Here is a 22,861-nt window from a genome sequence, read left to right on the forward strand (position 1 = left end):
TCTTTAGGCCTGCGCTTGGGTTTCGTTAGGCCTGCGCTTGGGTTTCGTTAGGCCTGCGCCTGGGTTTCGTTAGGCCTGCGCTTGGGCTTCTTTAGGCCTGCGCTTGGGGAGCCGCCGCGGCTGCGCCCTTGCGTTTTGGCCCGACGAGGATGGCAGCAGCGAACCCCGCGACTGCGAGCACCAGGAGGAGCGCCCCGATAGCCGGCGTTCCCAGGATCCCCTGAAACACCCCCATGGCGGCGGCGAGCAGCAGCACATGGATGGTGACCGCGGAACCGCGCACCCAGCTTCCCCGGCGGCGAATCACCCCGACGAGTGTTGCCGCAACCCACACGCAACAGAGAATGGCGCTGACGAACAGGCTCACCCAGAGCGGTGCGAGCGCCTCACGCTCCGGACCGGCTGCGGGGAAGGTGGGAATCATGGTGACGACGAGTACCGCTCCGAGGACCAGTTCGACCGCGAGCACCGCCGTGAGCGCCGTCCAAGCCGAGCGAGAGCGCATATTCGTCACCGTACCTATTCTTTTCCTGAAACAACAGCAAAAAGCCTATTGTCTTTCATTCATTTCCGTGGAACCATATATTCATCAGAGTTTCGCGCACGCCGGTGTGAGCATTCTCAGTCACGTTGGCAAAAGACACCGCGCGATCTCTCTCAGGCTACCTGGCCTTTGCTGATTAGCGCGTGTACAGATTGAGCATCGCACGTGCGACGCAGAGGAGGTAAGTAATGGATTGGCGTGAACAGGCAGCGTGCCTCACCGTAGATCCCGAGCTGTTCTTTCCGGTTGGAAACACCGGACCGGCAGTGGACCAGATCGAGCGGGCGAAGGCCGTCTGCGCCCGCTGCCCAGTAACGGAGATGTGCCTCCAGTACGCAATGGATACCGGTCAGGATTCGGGCGTCTGGGGCGGCCTCAGCGAGGATGAGCGCCGCGCACTCAAGCGCCGCGCAGCACGCGCACGCCGAGCGTCCTAATTCCGCCTTCTGCGGACAGTTCAGGTCCCCGGCACCCTTTCGGGTGCCGGGGACCTTTACGTCTGCCCTGGCGGCCCCGTGCGGGCCCCCGGATCTTCGCGGGGAGCCTCCCCCTCGTGTCCTCACCGACCCCAGTGTTTGAGGTCGAGTCTTGCGGACGCCGTAAACGGGGCGCAACGGATTACATGGGGCGTTCAGGATGCGGGGCTGCCGCGAGCATTTCGCGCCGCTGCCATCATGGCCCTTCGGAAGTACCGGCAGCCCTTTCCCTCGTATTTTCGAAGAACAGAGAGTGTTCAAAAAGTTCTCGAGACTCTTCGAGCTTGGGCCACACCTGAAGCCTGAATGTCAGAGGCTCGTGTTTGACTGCCTTCATGAACCAAGCGCTGAAGCTCCAAGACGAGGCCCTCACCGGCCTCGAGCTTGAGACGCGCATTATTCGAGCAGCAGAAGCGCGTCGTCTCGACCACCTCGTGGCTGGGTACAACGCAGTGCGCGGGGGTGAACTGGCCCGACGGGGGTTCTTGGCTGAGGCCGCCCTTGCGACTGGCTACTCCAGCGGCAAGATCGGCTTCATGCTCGGCCTTGGCATGCAGCTCGCTGAACTGTACGTTGAGACCGGCGAACTCGTGCGATCCGGCGCGTTGACGCTCGCCCACGCGGAAGTCATCGAACGAGCAGGGCGGGCGATCACGAGCTTTAGTGCGAACGACGCTGACGCAGGGAGGATCGAGCAGTTCAAAGAGCTCGACGAGCTCGCCGAGTCACGCAGGCAGCACTACGAGCGCGAGGTCGTGCAGGCCGCGCGCGAAGTGCCAGCCAATCAGCTCGAACGAACTGCCAGGAGGCTTGCCGAGAAGTGGGCAATCGACCCCATCGCAGTCAGGCAAAAGCGCGCTACCAGCGAGCGCCGAATCTCAGTGGTCGAGTTCGAAGACGGAATGGCCGAGCTGCGAGCATTCATGCCGGTGATTCAGGCGCGTGGCCTTCACGACCGGTTGACGAGAATCGCGAAGGCTGCGCAGCGAGGCTTCGTCCCCGCACCGCCGAACTCAGAAGACTCAGCTTCTCATGCGGCTACCGGCGACGCACCAGCTTCGAGCATTGCCCAAGCATCAGAAACGGATGAGCGTCGCCTCGATGCGCTCCGTGTGGATGTCCTCATAGATCTCCTCTCCCGCGACCCGTTTGACGCTGCAGCAGCCCCCGAGGTGCAGCTGCAGGGCCGCATCCAACTCGTCGTCACCCCCGCAGGCTTCGAACGTCTTCGCGAGGCCGCAGCTGGCACCGTCATCCTCGATTCTGCAGTTCCCGCCGGGGGCGTCGAGTGCGCACTTGAGGGGTACGGCCCCGTAGATCTCGACTCAGTCAGACCCCTCGTTGGTGCCGCGCACCGTTGGGATCTCGTCACGGTGTGTGAACACACAGGAACCGTGATCCGTACAGACAGCTACAAGCCGAGCTTTGCACAGAGACGATTCCTGGCGGCCCGCGACCAACACTGCCGCTGGCCGGGGTGCCGACAACCCGTCTTCCGGTCGGACGTCGACCACACGAGAGACGCAGCGCTTGGCGGCCCCACAGCAACCGACAACCTGGCACACCTCTGCCGCATGCACCACACACTCAAAGGTGAAACAGCATGGACAGTTCGGCAAGACCCCAAAGGAGTCCTTGAGTGGACCTCACCAACCGGGCGAAAACACGCCACCCGACCACCGGATCTACTCCCCGAGCACAGAACCGGCAGTGAACCCGCGTCAACGCGAAAACACCTCAGCTCGCCCGCTGCGGCGCGCTCCGCGGCTCCCTCTCGCAAGAGCCGGGTGCGCTTCTCCGCAGAAGCGAACCGCGCGTGTAACGACGCCAGCACCAATACCAGCAACGTTCACCCCTTCTGACCCGGTTCTCAGGAGGCCTCGAACACGCAAAGCGTCCCCGCGGTCTCGGGGGTCCGCGACCAGTCGTGAGGGCAGCTGTCGGGGAAGGCACGACGCCACTCACCCAGCTGTCAAGCCCCGTGTAATCTAACCGACCCGTGTGTGGCCTTCGCAAGTGTCGGTCTGAATACATCGGGACAGGGAGGATGCCTAGGAAAGGGCACCCCGTCAGCGATCGAGCTTGCAGCACCGAGCAAGAATCGCAAGAGCCCCGGTTCCCAAGACGGGAACCGGGGCCATCGCTCGGCTACTTAGTCGGTGCCGGAGTCGAACGCAGCTGCGAGGCCGAGCGAGTCGCCCTCCTCGCTGATGCCGGTGACGGCCTCGGCGATCTCCTCCGCGCCGCCCTTCTCGAGCTCGCCGACGAGGTCAGCAACCGCGCCGCCGACCATACCCATCTGTGCGTACTGCTCGAGGCGCGAGCGCGAGTCTGCGATGTCGAGGTTGCGCATGGTGAGCTGGCCGATGCGGTCTTCGGGACCGAAGGCAGCACCAACGGTGCGCTCCATCGAGAGCTTCTCGGGGTGGTATGAGAGGTTGGGGCCCTCGGTATTGAGAATCGTGTAGTCGTCGCCGCGACGCAGGCGCAGCGTGACCTCACCCGTGATCGCCGAGCCAACCCAGCGCTGCAGCGACTCGCGCAGCATGAGCGACTGCGGGTCGAGCCAGCGGCCCTCGTACATGAGACGCCCAAGCTTGCGGCCGTCGTTGTGGTAGCTCGCGAGGGTGTCCTCGTTGTGGATCGCGTTCACGAGGCGCTCGTAGGTGATGTGCAGCAGCGCCATGCCCGGGGCTTCGTAGATGCCGCGCGACTTCGCCTCGATGATGCGGTTCTCGATCTGGTCGGAAACGCCGAGGCCGTGGCGGCCACCGATCTTGTTGGCTTCGAAGACGAGCGCTACGGGATCGTCGTACTCGACGCCGTTGATCGCGACGGGCCGGCCGGCCTCGAACCGAACCGACACCTCCTCGGTTGCGACCTCAACGTCGTCGCGCCATGCGGCGACACCCATGATGGGCTGGACGACGTCGAGACCGGCGTTCAGGAACTCGAGGGTCTTCGCCTCGTGGGTTGCACCCCAGATGTTTGCGTCGGTCGAGTACGCCTTCTCGGCGGAGTCGCGGTACGGGTAGCCGTGCTCGACGAGCCACTCGCTCATCTCGTGACGGCCGCCGAGCTCGGTGACGAAGTCAGCGTCGAGCCACGGCTTGTAGATCCGCAGCGACGGGTTCGCCATGAGCCCGTAGCGGTAGAACCGCTCAATGTCGTTGCCCTTGTAGGTTGAGCCGTCGCCCCAAATGTCGACGCCGTCTTCCTTCATCGCGCGAACGAGCAGCGTGCCGGTCACGGCGCGGCCGAGCGGCGTCGTGTTGAAGTAGGTCTTTCCGCCCGAGCGCACGTTGAACGCGCCGGTCTGGAGAGCTACGAAGCCCTCCTCCACGAGGGGTCGCTTCGCGTCGACGTGACGGGCGATCTCCGCACCGTACTCCTTCGCGCGGTCTGCGACGCCGTCAATATCGGGCTCGTCGTACTGGCCGATATCTGCGGTGTAGGTGCAGGGGATCGCGCCCTTTTCGCGCATCCACGCGACAGCACAGGAGGTGTCGAGACCGCCAGAGAAGGCAATGCCGACGCGCTCGCCAACGGGGAGAGAAGAAAGAACCTTGGACATGCTCTCTATCCTAGGGTCTCGCACGCCTGCGGCAGAACGCTTACGCCCCCGGAATCAGCCCGAGGGCCGTGACCTGTTCGCGTTCGGCCGTGAGTTCGCGCACCGAGGCGTCGATACGCTCCCGCGAGAACGCATCGATCTCGAGCCCCTCGACGACCTGCCAGGATCCGCTCTCCGCCCGCACGGGCACCGACGCGATGAGCCCCTCCGGGATCCCGTACGCGCCCAACGAGGGCAGCGCGACAGAGGTGCGTACACCGTGCGTCCCGGCGAACCAGTCGCGCACGTGGTCGATGGCGGCGTTCGCGGCTGAGGCGACGGAGGATCCCCCGCGCACCTCAATAATCTCCGCACCGCGGTTCGCGACGCGATCGACGTATGCGCCACGGCCCCACTCCTCACCAACGACGTCGAGCGCAGGGCGGCCCGCGATGGTCGCGTGGCTGAGGTCGGGGTACTGGGTCGCTGAGTGGTTGCCCCAGATCGTGACACCATCGATCTCATCAACCCGCGCCCTAGCGTGCTCGGCGAGCAGCCCAACGGCTCGGTTGTGGTCGAGCCGGGTGAGCGCGGTGAAGCGCTCGGCTGGCACGTCGGGCGCGTGCTGCTGGGCGATGAACGCGTTCGTGTTTGCGGGGTTGCCGACGACGAGCACCCGCACGTCGTCTGCCGCGTGGTCGTTGATCGCCCGACCCTGCGGGCCGAAGATCGCACCGTTCGCGGCGAGCAGGTCGCCGCGCTCCATGCCTGCGGTGCGCGGGCGTGAACCGACGAGCAGCGCGACGTTGGCGCCCTCGAACCCGGCCTCTGGAGTCGTCGCGATGTCGACGCTTGAAAGCAGCGGGAAGGCGCAGTCGATGAGTTCGAGCGCTGCGCCCTCCGCAGCTTTCACTCCCTGCGGAATCTCGAGCAGCCGGAGCGCAACCGGCTGCTCCGGCCCGAACAGGGCACCGGACGCGACGCGGAACAGTGCGGCGTAGCCGATCTGCCCACCGGCTCCCGTGATGGTGACCGTGATGGGGCTCCGGCGATCCCCGCTCGAAATCGTTCCGTTCACAGCAGCTCCATTCGTCGCGCGTAGCTCGTCAGCTCAGGCTACCCGCGACGCTCGCGCACCGATACCCCGCGGAAGGAGCCACCCCAGCAGACTGACAGGAACCGCTAGGCGGCGGCGACCTCCGAAAGCACGGCATCCGAGAACACGGGCCAGGCCTCGGCGGCCCACTCGCCAAAGTTGCGGTCGGCGAGGCCCACGCAGGCAATCTGCGCAACCGGATCCACCCACACGAACGTGCCCGCCTGGCCGAAGTGCCCGAAGGTCTCCGGGCTGTTGCGCGAGCCGGTCCAGTGCGGAGTCTTGCCGCCCCGAATCTCGAAGCCGAGCCCCCAGTCGTTCGGCCGCTGCCGACCAAAACCGGGCAGCACACCGTCGATACCGGGGAAGACGACCTGCGTCGCCTGCGCGATCGTGTCCGAGTGCAGCAGTTGCGGGTTCTGGATCTCGGCGGCGAAGCGCGCGAGATCGGCCGCAGTGGAGGCCCCACCCGCCGCCGGGCTCCCGAGCAGTTTCGTCGACGTCATGCCGAGCGGCTCAAGCAGTCCCTCGCGCAGGTACTCCTCGAACGGCATCTCGGCGCGCTCGGCAAAGGTCTCGGCGAGCATGTCGATGCCGATGTTCGAGTAGATGCGGCGCTGGCCGGGGCGGCCGCGCACGACGTCCTCCGAGAAGTCGAGCCCAGAAGCGTGGGCGAGCAGGTGCCGCACGGTCGAACCCTCGGGGCCCGCCGGGTCGTCGAGCTCGATCGCGCCCTCTTCGATCGCGAGCAGGATCGCGCTCGCGCTCAACAGCTTCGTCACCGAGGCGAGGGCGAACTGGCGATCCTGATCTCCGCGAGTGCCGAGGACACGGCCGTCGCGGGCAATCACCGCGACCGCGGCGTTGTCGACGGGCCAGGAATCAATCAGCTTGAGGCTTTCCATGCCTCCACGCTAGCGCGCTTCGCTTGCGCGGGGGCATGGAAAGCCTCGTTCGAACTACCGCACGTCCATCTCGTGCGGGTTCGTGCCGAAGTTCTGCTGCACGTCGAGCGCGTCGATCGCCGCCATCTCGGCGTCCGACAGCTCAAAGTCGAAGATCTGCGCGTTCTCGATCATGCGCTCGGCGCGCACCGTCTTCGGGAACACGATGCGGCCCTGCTGCGCGTGCCAGCGGAGGATCACCTGCGCCGGGGTCTTGCCGTGCGCTGCTGCGGGCTCGGTGAGCGCCGGGCGCTCGAACAGGTCGGACTTGCCCTGCGCGAGCGGCCCCCACGCCTCAACGCGGATCCCCTTCGCATTGCAGTACTCGACGAGTTCGCGGCGCTGGTGCAGCGGGTGCAGCTCGATCTGGTTCACGGTCGGCACAATGCCCGTCTCGGCGATGATCTCTTCGAGGTCGGAGATCTCGAAGTTCGAGACGCCGATCGAGGTCGCGCGACCCGACTCGTGGATGTTGATGAGCGAGCGCCACGCGGTGAGCGCCTCGCCAAACATGGGCTGCGGCCAGTGCACGAGGTAGAGGTCGACGCGGTCGAGCCCGAGCTTGTCGAGGCTCTCCTGGAACGCCTCCTCGCCACGCAGCTGGTCGCTGTTCCAGAGCTTCGTCGTGACGAAGAGCTCGTCGCGGGGCACGCCGCTCGCGGCGATCGCGGCTCCGACCTCGGCCTCGTTGCGGTAGATCGCAGCGGTATCGATGTGGCGGTAGCCTGCGGCGAGCGCGTCGGCGACGACGCGCTGCGCTTCGCCCGGGTCGACCTTGAAGACGCCGAGCCCGAGCTGCGGGATCTCCGTGCCGTCGTGGAGGGTGATGTTGGGGATAGTGAGCTTGCTCATGTGCACTCCTTTGGGTCGAATCGCTCACAGTCTATGACTCGCGCGATAATGGATGCTGTTATGTCGAATCCCCCGAAGGCCGAGAGCCTCACCCCGCGCATTGAGTTCCCCGCCGAGCTCCCCGTTTCGCAGATGCGCGACGAGATTCAGGCCGCGATCCGCGACAACCAGGTCGTCATCGTTGCGGGTGAGACCGGCTCGGGCAAGACGACGCAGTTGCCGAAGATCGCGCTCGCGCTCGGCCGGGAGCGCATCGCGCACACGCAGCCGCGCAGGATCGCCGCCCGCACCATCGCCGAACGCATCGCGGAGGAGACGGGCACCGAGCTTGGCGGCCTCGTCGGCTACCAGGTGAGGTTCACGGATCAGGCGTCGAAGGACACGAAGATCCGCCTGATGACCGACGGAATCCTGCTCAACGCGATCCACCGCGACCGCGACCTCAAGGCGTACGACACGATCATCATCGATGAGGCGCACGAGCGCTCGCTGAACATCGATTTCCTGCTCGGGTACCTGCAGACGCTGTTGCCGCGCCGTCCCGACCTGAAGGTCATCATCACGTCGGCGACGATCGACCCCGAGTCCTTCGCGAAGCACTTCGCCGACCATAAGACGGGCAAGCCGGCGCCGATCATCGAGGTGTCGGGCCGTACCTTCCCTGTCGAGGTGCGCTACCGGCCGCTCGTCGAGGAGCGCGAGGTCATCGATCCGAAGACCAAGCAGCCGAAGATCCGCAAGATTGAGCGCGACATGTTCGACGCGATCGGCGACGCGGTCGACGAGCTCGCGAAAGAGTCGCGCGGCGACGTGCTCGTGTTCCTGTCGGGCGAGGCTGAGATTCGCGACGCGGCGGATGCGCTCTCGGGCCGCGTGCAGCGCGGCGGCCCCGCGAACCGCACCGAGATCCTCCCGCTCTATGGCAGGCTCTCATCAGCCGAGCAGCACCGCGTCTTCGAGCGGCGCACGGGCGCAAACGCCGGCGCCCGCAGGATCGTGCTCGCGACGAACGTGGCGGAGACCTCGCTCACCGTGCCGGGGATCCGCTACGTGATCGACGCCGGCACCGCGCGTATCTCGCGCTACTCGGCGCGTTCGAAGGTGCAGCGCCTCCCGATCGAGGCGATCTCGCAGGCGAGCGCGAACCAGCGCTCGGGCCGCTCGGGGCGTACGAGCGACGGCATTGCGATCAGGCTGTACAGCGAGGAGGACTTCGGCTCGCGCCCCGAGTTCACCGAGCCGGAGATCAGGCGCACGGGGCTCGCGAGCGTCATTCTCCAGATGCTGTCGCTCGGCCTCGGCGACATCGCCGCGTTCCCGTTCCTCACTCCCCCGGATCAGCGCGGCATTCGCGACGGGATCGGGCTGCTCGAGGAGCTCGGCGCTGTGCGCCCGGTGAAGCGGGGCAAGGGCAGCGAGCGCGGCAGTGAACGCGAGAAAGAACGCGGCAGCAACGCGCCTGGCAGCGCCGACAAGGCCGCGACCGGCGCAACCCACACGATCACGAAAACGGGCCGCGAGCTCGCCCGTCTCCCGATCGAGCCTCGGTTTGCGCGCATGGTCATCGAGGCGCGCAGGCACGAGGTCGTGCCCGAGGTGCTCGCGATCGTTGCGGGCCTCACGATCCAGGACGTGCGCGAGCGGCCCGTCGCTGAGCGCGCGAAGGCCGACCAGTTCCACGCGCGCTTCAACGACCCGCTCGGCGACCTGATGACGCTCTTGAATCTCTGGAATCACCTGCAGAAGCAGCAGCGCGAGCTCTCCTCGAGCGCGTTCCGCAGGCTCTGCAAGGCCGAGTTTGTCAATTTCTTGCGCGTGCGCGAGTGGATGGATCTCGTCAGGCAGCTGTCGAAGGCGGCCGGAGTCAAGGGCCAGGTGCAGGAGGTCACCGGTGGATCGGCCGAGTTGATCCACCGCTCGGTACTCGCCGGCCTCCTCTCGCAGCTGGGCTCGCGCGACGACAGGCAGGATCGGCGCGAGCCGTCCCGCGGCCGCGACATTGCGGGCGCGGTGAAGCGGAAGCCAGCGCAGGAGTACCTCGGCTCCCGCGGCACCCGCTTCGTGTTGTACCCGGGGTCGGTGCTCGCGAAGAAGCCGCCCGAGGTCGTGATGAGCGTCGAGCTCGTCGAGACGAGCCGGCTGTTTGCCAGGTCGAACGCGGTCGTGGACCCCGAGTGGGCCGAGGAGCTCGCCGGTCCCCTCGCGAAGCGGCAGCTGTCGGAGCCGCGCTGGGAGCGGAAGCAGGGCGCGGCGGTCGCGACCGAGCGCGTCACGCTCTACGGCGTGCCGATCGTGACGGATCGCCGCGTGCAGCTCTCCCGCTTCGACCCCGTGGAAGCGCGCGACCTCTTCATCAGGCATGCCCTCGTCGACGGCGACTGGGACTCGCCGCAGGCGTTCGACCGCGCGAACCACCAGCTCAGGCGGGAGCTCGCGCAGCTCGAGGAGCGCACGCGCCGCCGCGACATCCTCGACGGCGACGAGGCGGTGTTCGAGTTCTACGACGCCCGCATTCCGAAGGACGTCGCGAGCACCCGCGACTTCGAGGGGTGGTGGCGGAAGAAGCGAAGCGACGACCCGCAGTACCTGCACATGCGGCGCGACGACCTGCTCGAGGAAGAGACCGTCGAGGTCGACGAGCAGGAGTATCCGAGGCAGTGGCAGCACGGCGACCAGTCGCTGAAGCTCAAGTACCGCTTCGATCCGACGAGCGAGGACGACGGCGTGACGGTGAACGTGCCGCTGCCGCTGCTCCCCCGGCTCGCCAAGGGCGACTTCGAGAAGCTCGTGCCCGGCATGCGCGAGGAGCTCGTGACGGCGCTCATCAAGACGCTGCCGAAGGCGATCCGCAAACACGTCGTGCCCGCGGCAGACTGGGCGCGCACGCTGCTCGGTGTCGTCGGGCCCAAGCTCGACGACGCCGAGGCAGTAGGGTCCGACGCGTCGCTCACGCAGCTGCTCGCAGACGAGATCCGCCGCCGCACGAGCCAGCAGGTCACGCCGGGCGACTTTGATCCATCGCGGCTCCCCGCACACCTCACGCCCACGTTCCGCGTGATCGACGCGCGCGGCCGCACGGTCGGCACCGGCAAGGATCTCGCCGAACTGCAGTCGACGCACAAGGAGCAGGCGACGAAGGGTGTCGCCAAGGTCGCGCAGGCGTCGCTGCCGAAGAGCGAGCTCGAGCGCACCGGGGCGACAACCTGGGTGTTCGGTGACCTCCCGAAGCACGTCGATTCGAGCTACGCAAAGGGCCGCTCAGGCAGCGCCGGCGTCGTGCGGGCATACCCTGCGATCCTCGATCGCCGCACGAACGTCGATCTCGTGCTCGTCGCCGACGAGGCCGAGCAGCGGCGGGTGTCGCGGCGCGGGATCCGTCGCCTGCTCGTCCTGTCGAGTCCTTCGCCCGCGAGCTACGTGCGCGAGCACCTCTCGAACCAGGAGAAGCTGCTGCTCGGCGCCGGGCCCTACCGCTCGCTCGACACCGCAATCGCAGATGTCTCGCTCGCGGTCGCCGATCGCGTGATCCGCCGTCACGCCCCCGACGGGCTCGTGTGGCTCGCTGCAGACTTCGAGCAGATCGCGAACGACTACGCGCGCAGCCTCATCGACGAAATCTACGGCACGATCGCGCTCACCGCGAAGGTGCTCGATAAGGCGCGCCTCGCGAAGAAGGCCATCGACCAGGCGAAGTCGCTGCAGGTGCTCGGCCAGGTCGCCGACGCCGCGAAGCAGCTCGACGGGCTCGTGTTCGACGGCTTCGTCTCTCGCACGGGGGCTGCGCAGCTCGAACGGCTGCCCGTGTACCTCGAGGCCCTCGCGCACCGGATGCGCTCGCTCACCGATAACCCGGGCCGCGATCGTGCCTGGCAGAACGACGTGGATCGCGCGCTCGTGCTGTTCTCGGAGTCTGGCGGCACGATCCCGCTGCCGGTAGACCCGCCCGACCACATCGAGCGCGCCCGCTGGCTCATCGAGGAACTCCGCGTGAGCCTCTTCGCGCAGCAGCTGCGCGCAGCCGAAGCCGTGTCCCTCAAACGCATTCAAAAGGTGCTCGAGGGGTAGCGGTTCCGACCTACCCGCCCTGACCGGGTCGCGCTATCGACGCGATACCCGCGTCGTGTGCGGTGCAGAGTGCATAAAGATCGCTGAGGGCCGCGTCGACGGCTTCGCCGCCGGCGGGGTATGCGAGAGCGGCATCCTTCACTGCGTTCAGCGGCTGGGAGAACTCCGGGTCTGGTTCCGATTCGACGCCTGCGCTCCCGACACAATGCCGTGCTCGTCAGGCGTTGCAGCCCCTTCGCAACAGAGTCAGTCTGGTGCCGCTCACCATAGCATCGCGGTACTTGCGCACCCCGTTTCAGCAGTAGACTCGCCTGATGGGCATTTACCGTGAGCTGGCTCGCAACGAGGGCGTTTTCCGTATCCTTTTCTCGCAGCTGACGGCCCGATTCCCCTTTGGGATGCTCTCGATTATCGTGCTCCTGCACATGCAGGAGCAGTTCGGTGAGTACACCGCTGCAGGCATCGTGCTCGCCGCGCAGAGCATCGGCCAGGCAATCTCAGGGCCGCTGTCGAGCAGGCTCATGGGCAGGTTCGGCATGCGCCGCGTGCTCTGGATCACGACGGTGCTCTGCACCGGCTTCATCATCGTCATCGCGTTCGTGCACCTCCCGCTCGCGGTCACCGCGCTGATCTCGTTCGCGATTGGCCTGACCACGCCGCCGATCACCCCCGCGGTGCGCACCCTCTACCCGCGGCTCGTGCCCGGCAAGCAGATCTCAGCACTGTTCTCGCTCGACGCTGCCGCACAGGAGCTCATCTGGGTGCTCGGCCCGGTCGTCGCCGTATTCATCGGCGCGCAGTTCGGCACCTCGGTCGGGCTCACCGTCGCCGCAGGGTTCATGCTCTTCGGCGGTGCCTGGTTCATTCTCAGCCGCCCGGTCGGCGTCGTGAAGATTCCGCCGTCGCGCGGCAGCCTCGGTGCGGTGCTCAAGCGCCCAACAGTGGTCATCGCGACAATCATCGGCTTCTTCTTCGTGGCCTCGTTTGCGGCGCTCGAGGCCGGCGTGGTGCGCGCGTTCGCCCCCGCGGGAGACGGCGGCCACAGCAGCATGGAGTCGGGCATCGTGCTCGCGATCTTCGCCGCCGGCTCACTCGTGGGAGGCCTGTTTGTTGGCGGCCGGCCGCTCCGCCCATGGTCGCTCGCCATCCGCATCGGCATCGTGCTCGCCGGCACCCTCGCCGCGCTCGCCAGCCTGAACATCTGGTGGCTGTCCATCGTCCTCTTCATTGGCGGCCTCGGCACCGCGCCGACGTTCGCCGGTATTTCGAGCATGATCGGATCCACGATCAAGTTCTCGGAGACCGCGGAAGCATTCGGCTGGATCGGCACCGGCCAGCTCGTCGGCGTCGCGACCGGATCCGCGGTCGCGGGTATCGCGATCGACGCGATGGGAGCACAGGGCGCGATTATCGTCTCGGCAGGACTCATCACCGTCGCCGGCCTCGTCGCCGTCTTCACGACCAAGTGGGTTCCCGACCTCAAGGGCCTCGACATCGAACAGCCCCCTGAGACCGGCACGATTACGCTGCCCCTTCCCTGATCCTTCCCCGGCGTCGATCCCTCCCCCCGCGCACGATCCCTCCCCGCGCACGAGCCCTCATCGATCGGGCGCGGGTAACGATCCTGCTCCGTCTCGCCGCGCGGGCGGCCACGGCGAGTATCTTGGACGCATGACGAAGAGACACACCCGCGCGGCGTTCGCCGCGGCACTGCTCGCGATCACGCTCGCCGGGTGCTCCGCGAGCGCTCCGAGTGACGGCGGCAGCACCGGGCAGGTCGAAGTCATGCCGGAGCAGCTCGCTCCCGGAACGGGGCAGTCTGGCGCGATGTCCCAAGATCTGAGCGGCGGTGTTGCCCTGCCAGACCTGAGCGCCGCGATCCGCGACTCGCAGCAGGATCGCGCAATCGTGCGCAGCGCAAGTATCGAACTCACCGTGAAGTCGGCGCAAACCGCCGCCGCCGACGCGGCAAAGATCGCAGCAGACCTGGGCGGCACGGTCGCCTCCCAGACGCTCGCGAACGACGGCCAGTCGGCGGAATACGCTGACCTCACGCTCCGGGTCCCGGCCGAAAAGCTCGCCGACGCACTCTCTGAACTCGCAGGCCTCGGTGAGCTGCGCTCAGAGACCCGCTCGGCGGACGACGTAACCGACTCCTACGTCGATCTCGAGGCGCGCGTCGAAGCGCTTTCGGCGTCAATCACGCGCCTCACTGAGCTCATGGAGGGCGCGGCGACGACGAGCGAACTCATCGAGGCCGAAAGCGCACTCGCACAGCGGCAAATGGAGTTTGATGGCCTGAATGCCCAGCTCGAGGCCCTCACAGACCAGGTCGAGATGGCCAGCGTGTGGGTATCGCTCCGCGAAGGAAGCGCGCTGCCGGGCGGCGGCCCACAGACATTCTGGGACGCGATTCTCGCGGGCTTCGCCTCAATCGGATCGTTCTTCGTCGGCCTCGTCGTCTCGGCAGGTTTTGCGCTCCCCTGGCTCGTGCTGCTCGCGGTGATCGCGCTCGCGATCCTCATCCCGATTCGCCTCCGGCGGCGACGCGCCCGGAACGATCAATCCCCTGAGAAAGCTCTGAGTACTGAAGCTACGGATTCAGTTGCCACAGACCACAAGCCCTAACGAATCACTCAGAGACTCGCCCGCTTCGTGCGTGAAAGTGCTGTGGGCGGGCCGCTAGTGATCCGCCCCGAGGTGTGAAAGACTAGCCTGAACCAGACACCGACGAAGTCACTAAGGAGTGAGTCAACTATGGGCACCTTCGCCGTCATCAACCCGGCTACGGGCGAGACCGTCGCCGAGTACCCCGACGCGACCGCAGCTGATATTGAAACTGCAGTAGCGTCGGCACACCAGACCTACCAGGAGTGGTCACGCAAGACCACCGTCGCAGAGCGCGCAGCTCTCGCGAAGCGTGCAGCAGAGCTCTTCGACGAGCGCAAGGACGAGCTCGGCGCGATCATCAACCGCGAGATGGGCAAGCCCCTGGATCAGTCGATCGGCGAGGCAGAGTTCTCGGGCCAGATCACCGCTGCGTTCGCAAACAACGCTGAGAAGTGGCTTGCCGACGAGCCCCTCGAGGTTGAAGACGGCCTGAAGACCTTCTTCCGCTTCCAGGGCACCGGCGTGATCCTCGGCATCATGCCCTGGAACTACCCGTACTACCAGGTCGCGCGCTTCGCAGTGCCGAACCTCATCCTCGGCAACACCATCGTGCTCAAGCACGCTGCTCAGTGCCCCGAGTCGGCACTCGCGCTCGAGCAGCTGTTCCTCGACGCAGGCTTCCCGAAGGGCGCATACGTCAACGTCTTCGCGACGCACGACCAGGTCAGCGACATCATCGCTGACGATCGCGTGCAGGGCATCTCGCTCACCGGCTCCGAGCGCGCAGGCGCAATCGTCGCCGAGCAGGCTGGCCGTCACCTCAAGAAGTGCGTCCTCGAGCTCGGCGGCTCGGACGTGTTCCTCGTGCTCGACTCAGCAGACCTCGACCACGCGGTCGCTCACGCAGTCGGCGGCCGCATGGAGAACACCGGCCAGGCGTGCAACGGCTCCAAGCGCATCGTCGTCATGGACAAGTACTTCGACGAGTTCTCGGAGAAGTTCAAGGCAGCCATCGCCGGCCAGTCGTACGAGGCAGGCGACTTCGGCCCCATGTCTTCGGAGGCAGCAACGAAGAACCTCGCATCGCAGGTGCAGGGCGCGATCGACCAGGGCGCAGAGGTCGTCGTGGGCGACAACACTCCCGAGGGCAACTTCTACACCCCCTCGGTGATCACCAACATCACCCCGGCGATGGACGTCTACAGCCAGGAGCTCTTCGGCCCGGTTGCACAGCTGTACAAGGTGTCGAGCGACGAAGAGGCGATTGAGCTCGCCAACTCCTCGCCCTACGGCCTCGGCTCGGTCATCATCTGCGACGATCTCGATCGCGCAGAGCAAGTCGGCAACCAGCTCGATGTCGGCATGGTCTTCATCGGCGGTTCGGGCCTCGAGGGCGCAGACGTGCCCTTCGGCGGCGTGAAGAAGTCGGGCTACGGGCGTGAGCTCGGCAAGGTCGGCATGCTCGAGTTCGCTAACAAGAAGCTCTTCCGCTACTACGGGGGCTAAACCCCTTGCGGAATAGCTGAGGGCCCGGATCCAATTGGATCCGGGCCCTCAGTGTTTCCCAGAGCTTGCTGACGGTGGGCCGCCGCCTGCCGCGCAGCACCACCCCCAACAGCCAATCAAGCTCTTCACAATTGAAGGTGTAGCCCTCGGCGACAACGGGCGCTCAACAACCATGACCTCAGCGAGGTCATGGTGTTTTTGCGGTAAATCACCCCTGACTTCGCTGAGGCCATAGCTTCTGAGCGACTCAAGCGGGGTGTGCCGTCTCCTGGGGACAGCCGTGGCCGTAGCGAGACGGGGCTTCGCCGCAGTCCAATGGCGCGGAGGAACCCGCCCAGAGCAACCGGGTCCCGCCAGCCGGGTAGCGAGCGCGGGAGCCCCGCAGCACTCACGCCGAAGCCACTGCTGCTTCAACACGCCCTCGTGTCGACGTCCCTTCTGGCGGTTCTGGCCTTTCAGCGAGTGGGGAAATGCCGCACTCGTTACGATTCCCCGCGGCGCAGCACCACCCCCACCAACTAAACACCGCCGATTAATTCGAACTGAGCCTTCTGCAGCCTGTGCAGGGCTCAGTTCGAATTAATCGGGGGTGGAAGGATGCTCGGCGCGCGGCGGACCCGCGGCCGAAGCTGGGATCCGGCTACTTGGCGAGCATGCCCTCGACGATACGGTCGGCGGCGGCAACGGTCGTGATGCCCTGCGCGCTCGCCTCATCGAACACCTGCGCGAGCGTCGAACCGATCGCGTCGATGCGGGTGAGCTTCTCCTCGAGGTCGCCAGCGGCGCCCAGGTAGAGCACGCCGCCGGCGTTCACGAGGTAGTCGGGTGCGTAGAGGATCCCGCGGCCCGCAAGCTGCTCGGCACCGTTCGCCTCGGCGAGCTGGTTGTTCGCGGGGCCCACCACGGCAACGGTGTCGAGCTCGTCGATGACGGTCGGGGACAGCATCCCGCCAACTCCAGCCGGCATGAACACGTCCGCCGGCACGCGGTGCGCCTCTGCGGGGAGTACCCAGCTCGCACCGAGGTCGTTGGCGAGCTCACGCTTGCCCTCGTTGATGTCAGAGAGCGTGAGCACCGCGCCCTCGTCAGCGAGCCGACGCGCGAGCGCCGAGCCGACGTGGCCGAGCCCAACGATGGTGATCTTGCGGCCGCGCGCATCGGCCTCGCCGTGGGTGCGACGCAGCGCCTCGAGGAGAGCTGCGTGCACGCCGCGAGCAGTGAAGTCGCCGGGGTCGCCCAGGCCGCCCTGGTCTGCGGGGAGGCCGACGGCGTGCGCGGTGCGCTCCGCGACGACTGCCATATCGTCGGCGGTCGTCCCGACGTCCTCAGCGGTGAGGTATGCCCCGCCCAGGGCCTCAACGGCGTCGCCGAGGTCGAGGAAGGCGTCGCGGCGCTGCTCGCCCGTGAGCTTCTGGCCCGGAGCGAGCGCGATCACCGACTTGCCGCCGCCGGCCGCGAGGCCCGCGAGCGCGTTCTTCGAGGTCATTCCGCTCGCCAGGCGCAGCGCATCTGCGACGGCCTCGTCGGTCGTCGCGTAGTTCCACACGCGGCAGCCGCCGAGTGCCGGGCCGAGCACGGTGTTGTGCACGGCGATGATGATGGTGAGGCCCGATCGGGGGCCGGTGGTGATGTTCAGGTGTTCATGGTTGAAGCCGAACAGGGTCTGCGAGGCGTCACCAGTTGTGCCGGTCGAAGTCGCGGGGGAAAATGCACGTGTCATGTCAAGAATTCAACAGGTAACTGCCACTTCAAACAAGTCAACACGTGCTCCTTGAACATTGTGTTCGATGCGTAGCGATTCCAATGACGCTATGTTGATCATTATGTATGTCATCGACGCCACCGACCGGCGCATCCTCGCGGCCCTCGACGCAGACTCGCGGGCAACCGTGCAGGGCATCGCCCAGCAACTCGGCCTCGCCCGCGGGACGGTGCACACGCGGCTTGACCGCCTGCAACGATCCGGCGCGCTCAAAGACCACTCACTGCGGCTCGATCCGACTGCCCTCGGCTGGCCACTGCGCGCGCACATCACCGCCGAGGCAAACCAGGACAGGCTCGAACTCATGATCGCCGACCTTGAACAAATCCCCGAGATCATCGAGTGCGTCGCAGTCTCAGGCCAGAGCGACCTGTCGATCGAGATCGTCGCCCGCGACGCCGAAGACGTCTACCGGGTCACCCAGGCGATCATGAAGTGCCGCGGCGTGATCCGCACGGCGACGTCCATCAGGCTGCGGGAGCTCATCTCGCGGCGGCAGCACCAGCTGCTCTAGCTGATGCCGCCGCCGCGCCGCAGGGAGCACCGGGAGCACTGGGGCCCCAGCGAGCGCGGCTAGCGCTCGAGGAACGTCTGGCCGAGGAACTCACCGAGCGCCTCGGGGGCAGCGAGCGGGAGGATCGCGGCGACGTACTGGTCGGGCCGCACCACCACGACGACGCCGTCGCGGCTGATCTCACGAATATCGAAGATGTCCTCGCCGGGGTTTGCGGCGTAGATCTTCTCGTAGTCGGTCATGCCGAGCAGCCCCGAAGCCGGGAGGAACAGCTTCGACAACTCCTCGATGTGCACCTCGCGGTGCGGCTGCTGCATGACGGCCTTCACGTCGAAGAGCGAGTCGATGTCTGCGCCAGCCGGGGTGAAGCGGCGGATCGGCGACGCCTCGTTCTCAAGCATCCACTCAGCCCAGCGCGCGAGCTGCTCGCCCGAGCGGTCGGCGAAGGCGTACACGCGGTAGCGGCCGTCGGCGCGGTGATGGTGGCCGAGGTGCACCTGCACGGCGTCAGCGACGCGGGTCGTCTGCACCGACTTAAAGCGCTTGCCAATCGGGAAGCCTGCGGCGAGCGCCTGGTGCTCGTGGTCGCTCGTGAGCATCGACTCGGTGTACTCGGTCATGAAGCCGGCCGGGAACTCCGCGGTCTGCACGTAGAACTCTTCGAGCTCCGAAGGCGAGTCGAACTCCTCGGGCTTCTTCGCCATGAGCGTCGACCACTCCTTGTCGAAGTCGATGAGGTTCTTCGCGGTGACGCGCCGCTCCTCCGAGTAGGTCGCGAGCAGCGACTCGGGGCTGCGGCCCTCGAGCACGTAGCCGAGCTTCCAGCCGAGGTTCCAGCCGTCCTGCATCGAGACGTTCATGCCCTGACCGGCCTTCGCGCTGTGCGTGTGGCAGGCGTCGCCCATAAGGAAGACGCGGCCCTTCCCGTCGGGCGCGGTCTCGGCGTCGTCGAAGCGGTCGGTGAGGCGGTGCCCCACCTCGTAGACGCTGTGCCAGGGCACGTCACGCACGTCGAGCGTGTACGGGCTGAGGATCGCGTTCGCGCGTGCGACGATCTCCTCGAGCGGCGTGGAGCGCACCTTCTTGCCATCCTCTGCGGCAACCTCACCGAGGTCGACGTAGATGCGGCAGAGGTGGTTGCCCTCGCGCGGGATGTGCAGAATGCTGCCGGCCTCGGAGTGGATGATGCACTTCTTGCGAATGTCTGGGAAATCGGTGACCGCGAGTACGTCCATGACGCCCCAGGCGTGGAGCGACGTGGATCCCGACAGCGATCCACCGATTGCGCTGCGCACGCGTGAGCGCGCTCCGTCGGCGCCGATGACGTACTTCGCGCGCACGGTGCGCGTGCCGCCCTCGGTCGCCGAGTCGGCTTCGGCGGCGTTGATGCCGGCTCCCCGCTGCCCGGTGACCTCGCGGAGCGTGACGGTGACGGGGTACTCCCCCGTGCCCACCTCGAGGTCCTCGAACTCGTAACCGTAGTCGATGTCACCGCGGGCCGGCGCGCGCCTCGCGTACTCGGCGAAGTAGTCGATGACGCGCGCCTGGTTCACGATGAGGTGCGGGAACTCGCTGATGCCGGCAGGGTCGTCGTCAGTGACGGAGCTGCGCACGATCTGCGAGGGGTGTTCGGGATCCGGGGTCCAGAAGTTGGTCTCGGTGATCTGGTACGCCTCGTCAGTGATCTGCTTGGCGAACCCGAAGGCCTGGAACGTCTCGACGCTGCGCGCCTGAATCCCGTCGGCCTGGCCGAGCACGAGCCGCGAATCGCGTCGCTCAACGACGCGCGTCACGACGTTCGGGAACTGCGCGAGCTGCGCCGCGGCGACGATTCCTGCGGGGCCAGAGCCGACGATGAGCACGTCGGCTTCCTCGGGAAGCTCCTCAGGCCGGTTCAGGCCGACACCCTCGGCTGGCAGCACGCGCGGATCCGTGGAAACATAGCCGTGATGGTGAAACTGCATGTGGAGTCCTCACTTCGTTGTGCCCTGAGAGTTGCATGTTCAACTATTGAACACTGAATTCGAATACTGCACACTAGCTTAGAGGTGCGAGCCCCATCGCACAACATCTGACCCAACGATTAGGAGCCCCAATGGCCACCACCCCGACCGCGGGCTCACAAACGCTCTCGCGCGGACTCCGCGCACTCGAGGTGCTCGCGGAGGCAGGATCCCCCATCTCGATCGCCAGGCTCTCCGAGGAACTCGGCGTGCACCGATCCAACACTTACCGGCTCCTGCGCACTCTCGAAGAACACCGCTTCGCGATCCGCGACGACGCAGGCCTCATTCGCCTCGGCCCCCGCATCGCCGCGCTCGCCCACGGCGTCGCCCCGCAGCTCAACACCGCAGCGGCCCCCGCACTCACCGAGCTCGCGCACGACCTCGGCATGACCGCCTTCCTCACCGTGCTCGACGCCGGCGACATCGTCACGCTCGCCTCAGTCGAGCCTGGGAACGTCGACGCGAGCATCGCGCGCAATCCGGGCGTCAGGCACCCGTGGGATCGCGGTGCCCCCGGCCACGCCATCGAATCCGCGCTCTCACCCGTAGAGCGGGAGGCGGCATTCGGATCCCCCGCCGCGAGCCCTGCCGCACTCGCGGCGCGCGAGCTCGGATACGCCCTCAGCGAGAGCGAAGTCATCGAGGGTGTGACCTCGGTGGCGGTGCCGCTGCGCATCCCCGGCGAGCCACCCGCAGCCATCGCCATCGTGCACTTCCGGATGCCCGAGTCGATCGACACCGTCACCGCGAGACTCCACCTCGCCGCCCGCGAGGTGCTGGCAAGCTACCGCTAGCTCGATCCGCTACACTACAAATTGTCCACCCGGGGTGCCCGGGTAAGGCACCCGAAAAAGGGGCGCTGCTGCGTTTCATCGCGAGACATACACGGTCACTATTCACCGCTCGATCCAATGAAGGATTTCGCAGATGTCTCTCTCGCACCCAGTTTCGTCGACCCCGCAGACTCTCGCAGCCGCGACCGCGCGCGCCCTTTCCGCGCACGCCACACACAGCTTCGGCCTCATGGGCAACGGCAACGCACACCTCATCGACCACCTCGGCCGCGCAGGCGTCAGCTATACGGCTGTGCGCCACGAGGCCGCGACCGTAGCCGCCGCAGACGCCTACACCCGGGTGAGCGGCAAGATCGCCATTGCGACCACCACCTACGGCGCCGGATTCACGAACGCCATCACCGCGCTCGCCGAGGCCGCGCAGGCGCGCACCCCGATGCTTGTCGTCGTGGGCGACACCCCCTCCAGCGGGCCCAGGCCCTGGGACGTCGACGAGGAGATGCTCAGCGCGGCGGTCGGCGTGCGGCTCTTCACCCTCGGCGTTGCACGGGTCGAGGAGACCGTGGAGCGCGCCGTGTCGTATGCGCTGCGGATGCGCCGGCCCGTCGTGCTCGGCCTGCCCTACGACCTCGTGAACGCGCCGGTCACCACTCCCGTGGCTGAGGCGTCGCCTGCCGCCGCTGCCGAGCTGGCGGCACCCTCCGCGAGCCTGCCCGAGGAGATCGACCTCAGCGATCCCGCGCTGCTCGCGGAACTCAGCTACTCAGCAGCCGACGGCACCCAGGCAGCGCCGGCCACCGCCGCGCCCACGTCGATGCTTCCCGGGGCGATCGTGTCGGGATCCACCGTTCCCGCCGCGCACCGCATCGAGGCAGCGGCCGAGGCGCTCGCTACGGCTTCCCGCCCACTCCTCCTCGCGGGCCGCGGAGCCCACCTGTCCGGTGCGGCTGCCGAGCTCGGAGCACTCGCCGAGCGCCTCGGCGCGCTCACCGCAACCACCGCGCTTGCGCGCTCCATCTTCCCCGACGCCCACTATGACCTCGGCGTCGCCGGCGGCTTCGGTCAGCTCGAAGCGATGGCCGTGATCGAGCAGGCCGACGTCGTGCTCGTGGCCGGTGCCGGGCTCAACCAGTTCACCATGCGTTTCGGGGAGCTGTTCGGTGCGGGCACCACCGTGATCCGGATCGACACCGAGCAGGTCGCCGCCCCGAAAACCCAGCACCCCATCACCCATCAGCTGCTGCAGGGCGACGCGCGGTCGACGCTTGGGGCCATCGCCGCAGCGCTCCCGGCGACGCTCCCGGGTGCAGCTGGCGGCGGCTGGCGCGCCACGGTCCAGGGCCTCGAGCCAGGAGGCACCCTGCGCGCCCGCCCGGTCGGTGACACTGAGCTCTGCGCGGACGGCCTCCTCGATCCCCGGGCGGCCGCTGCGCGCATCGCCGAGCTGCTCCCCGGAGACCGCCATGTCACGAGTGACGGCGGCCACTTCCTCGCGTGGGCCAACATGTTCTGGCCTGTGGCCTCACCCGAGCGGATGATCATGGTCGGCACCGCCTACCAAACAATCGGGCTCGGCTTCAGTACCGTGCCCGGCGTCGCAGCGGCTGCCCCCGAGTCGACCATCGTGCTCACCACCGGCGACGGCGGCGGCCTCATGGGCATTGCAGACCTCGAATCCGCGATCCGCACCGCCCGTAGCCAGGTCATCGTTGTCTGGAACGACAGCGCCTACAGTGCCGAGGTGCACCTGTACGGCGAGATGGGGCTCGACAAGGGGCCGATGCTCATTCCGACGGCGAACTTCGCGGGCGTCGCGTCGGCGCTCGGGGCCGAGGGCGTGGTCGTGCGCTCGCTCGCAGACCTGGGCGCGCTCGAGGCCTGGGTCGCCGCGGGCTCACGCGGCACGATCCTCCTCGATCTGCGCGTCTCGGGCACCGTCGTCGCTGACTACCAGCGCGAGGTGCAAAAGGTGAACGGCCTCGAGGTGTCGGCCCACTAGCTCTTACATTCCACCCCTCCCGGGTCGCTCGACAGACATGCTTTCAGCGAGGTCGGGGATGTTTTGCAGCAAAACACTCCCGACCTCGCGGAAGTGATGTCGAGTGACCTCCGCTCGTGGGGAGCTCCGCTCGTGGGGAG

Annotated in this window: 16 protein-coding genes; 9 read left to right on the plus strand and 7 right to left on the minus strand. The window is 67.0% G+C overall.

Going from position 1 to position 22,861, the window contains the following annotated elements; all coding sequences use genetic code 11:
* Positions 1-91 precede the first annotated feature (91 nt).
* Positions 92-505, minus strand: a complete 414-nt coding sequence (locus ACI1US_RS02495; RefSeq protein WP_461637992.1) for a hypothetical protein — start codon at positions 503-505, stop codon at positions 92-94.
* A 227-nt stretch (positions 506-732) separates the two neighbouring features.
* Between ACI1US_RS02495 and ACI1US_RS02500 the strand changes: the two genes are divergently transcribed.
* Together ACI1US_RS02500 and ACI1US_RS02505 are read left to right on the plus strand one after the other, a co-directional pair.
* Positions 733-981, plus strand: a complete 249-nt coding sequence (locus ACI1US_RS02500; protein ID WP_042543325.1) for a WhiB family transcriptional regulator — start codon at positions 733-735, stop codon at positions 979-981.
* Positions 982-1,355: 374 nt separating this feature from the next.
* Entirely contained in the window at positions 1,356-2,882 is a 1,527-nt protein-coding gene (locus ACI1US_RS02505; RefSeq protein WP_461637919.1) for an HNH endonuclease signature motif containing protein, read from the plus strand.
* 290 nt (positions 2,883-3,172) lie between these two features.
* On the opposite strand, the gene argG is transcribed toward ACI1US_RS02505, so the two are convergent.
* The 4 genes from argG to ACI1US_RS02525 form a co-directional block, all read right to left on the minus strand.
* The gene (gene argG, locus ACI1US_RS02510) at positions 3,173-4,594 is read right to left on the minus strand and encodes an argininosuccinate synthase (protein WP_416550163.1); all 1,422 of its coding nucleotides are present in this window, start codon (positions 4,592-4,594) and stop codon (positions 3,173-3,175) included.
* Positions 4,595-4,634: 40 nt separating this feature from the next.
* Positions 4,635-5,651 carry a malate dehydrogenase gene (locus ACI1US_RS02515; protein ID WP_461637921.1) on the minus strand — a complete coding sequence of 339 codons (1,017 nt, stop codon included), beginning with the start codon at positions 5,649-5,651 and terminating at the stop codon, positions 4,635-4,637.
* A gap of 104 nt (positions 5,652-5,755) precedes the next feature.
* The gene (locus ACI1US_RS02520; RefSeq protein ID WP_416549420.1) at positions 5,756-6,574 is read right to left on the minus strand and encodes a serine hydrolase domain-containing protein; all 819 of its coding nucleotides are present in this window, start codon (positions 6,572-6,574) and stop codon (positions 5,756-5,758) included.
* A 54-nt stretch (positions 6,575-6,628) separates the two neighbouring features.
* Positions 6,629-7,465, minus strand: coding sequence for an aldo/keto reductase (locus ACI1US_RS02525; RefSeq protein ID WP_416549419.1), 837 nt, complete (start codon positions 7,463-7,465; stop codon positions 6,629-6,631).
* Between the two features lie 60 nt (positions 7,466-7,525).
* On the opposite strand from ACI1US_RS02525, the gene hrpA reads away from it, so the two are divergent.
* The 4 genes from hrpA to ACI1US_RS02545 all read left to right on the plus strand — a co-directional run bounded on the left by hrpA (position 7,526) and on the right by ACI1US_RS02545 (position 15,646).
* Positions 7,526-11,530 (plus strand): ATP-dependent RNA helicase HrpA, encoded by a 4,005-nt coding sequence (hrpA, locus tag ACI1US_RS02530; RefSeq protein ID WP_416549418.1) that lies wholly within the window; start codon positions 7,526-7,528, stop codon positions 11,528-11,530.
* 314 nt (positions 11,531-11,844) lie between these two features.
* On the plus strand, positions 11,845-13,071 hold the full coding sequence (locus ACI1US_RS02535; RefSeq protein ID WP_461637925.1) for an MFS transporter: 1,227 nt from the start codon (positions 11,845-11,847) through the stop codon (positions 13,069-13,071).
* A gap of 130 nt (positions 13,072-13,201) precedes the next feature.
* Positions 13,202-14,158: a DUF4349 domain-containing protein gene (locus tag ACI1US_RS02540; protein WP_461637926.1), complete on the plus strand. Its 957-nt coding sequence runs from the start codon at positions 13,202-13,204 to the stop codon at positions 14,156-14,158.
* Between the two features lie 129 nt (positions 14,159-14,287).
* Positions 14,288-15,646 (plus strand): NAD-dependent succinate-semialdehyde dehydrogenase, encoded by a 1,359-nt coding sequence (locus ACI1US_RS02545; protein ID WP_416550165.1) that lies wholly within the window; start codon positions 14,288-14,290, stop codon positions 15,644-15,646.
* Between the two features lie 640 nt (positions 15,647-16,286).
* On the opposite strand, the gene ACI1US_RS02550 is transcribed toward ACI1US_RS02545, so the two are convergent.
* A complete protein-coding gene (locus tag ACI1US_RS02550; RefSeq protein WP_461637929.1) occupies positions 16,287-17,366 on the minus strand; it encodes a Glu/Leu/Phe/Val dehydrogenase dimerization domain-containing protein in 1,080 nt (359 codons plus the stop codon).
* 91 nt (positions 17,367-17,457) lie between these two features.
* Here ACI1US_RS02550 and ACI1US_RS02555 point away from each other — a divergent pair, with 91 nt between their 5' ends.
* Positions 17,458-17,922: an Lrp/AsnC family transcriptional regulator gene (locus ACI1US_RS02555; protein ID WP_416550166.1), complete on the plus strand. Its 465-nt coding sequence runs from the start codon at positions 17,458-17,460 to the stop codon at positions 17,920-17,922.
* Positions 17,923-17,981: 59 nt separating this feature from the next.
* Here the strand turns inward: ACI1US_RS02555 and ACI1US_RS02560 are convergent, their stop codons facing one another.
* A complete protein-coding gene (locus tag ACI1US_RS02560; RefSeq protein WP_416550167.1) occupies positions 17,982-19,886 on the minus strand; it encodes an FAD-dependent monooxygenase in 1,905 nt (634 codons plus the stop codon).
* A 131-nt stretch (positions 19,887-20,017) separates the two neighbouring features.
* Between ACI1US_RS02560 and ACI1US_RS02565 the strand changes: the two genes are divergently transcribed.
* Both ACI1US_RS02565 and ACI1US_RS02570 read left to right on the plus strand, forming a co-directional pair.
* On the plus strand, positions 20,018-20,722 hold the full coding sequence (locus ACI1US_RS02565) for an IclR family transcriptional regulator (protein ID WP_416550168.1): 705 nt from the start codon (positions 20,018-20,020) through the stop codon (positions 20,720-20,722).
* A gap of 133 nt (positions 20,723-20,855) precedes the next feature.
* Complete coding sequence (locus tag ACI1US_RS02570) at positions 20,856-22,721, plus strand: thiamine pyrophosphate-binding protein (protein WP_461637932.1); 1,866 nt, start codon at positions 20,856-20,858, stop codon at positions 22,719-22,721.
* Positions 22,722-22,861 lie beyond the last annotated feature (140 nt).

This window comes from Leucobacter sp. BZR 635, from assembly GCF_048061935.2.
GTDB lineage: Bacteria > Actinomycetota > Actinomycetes > Actinomycetales > Microbacteriaceae > Leucobacter.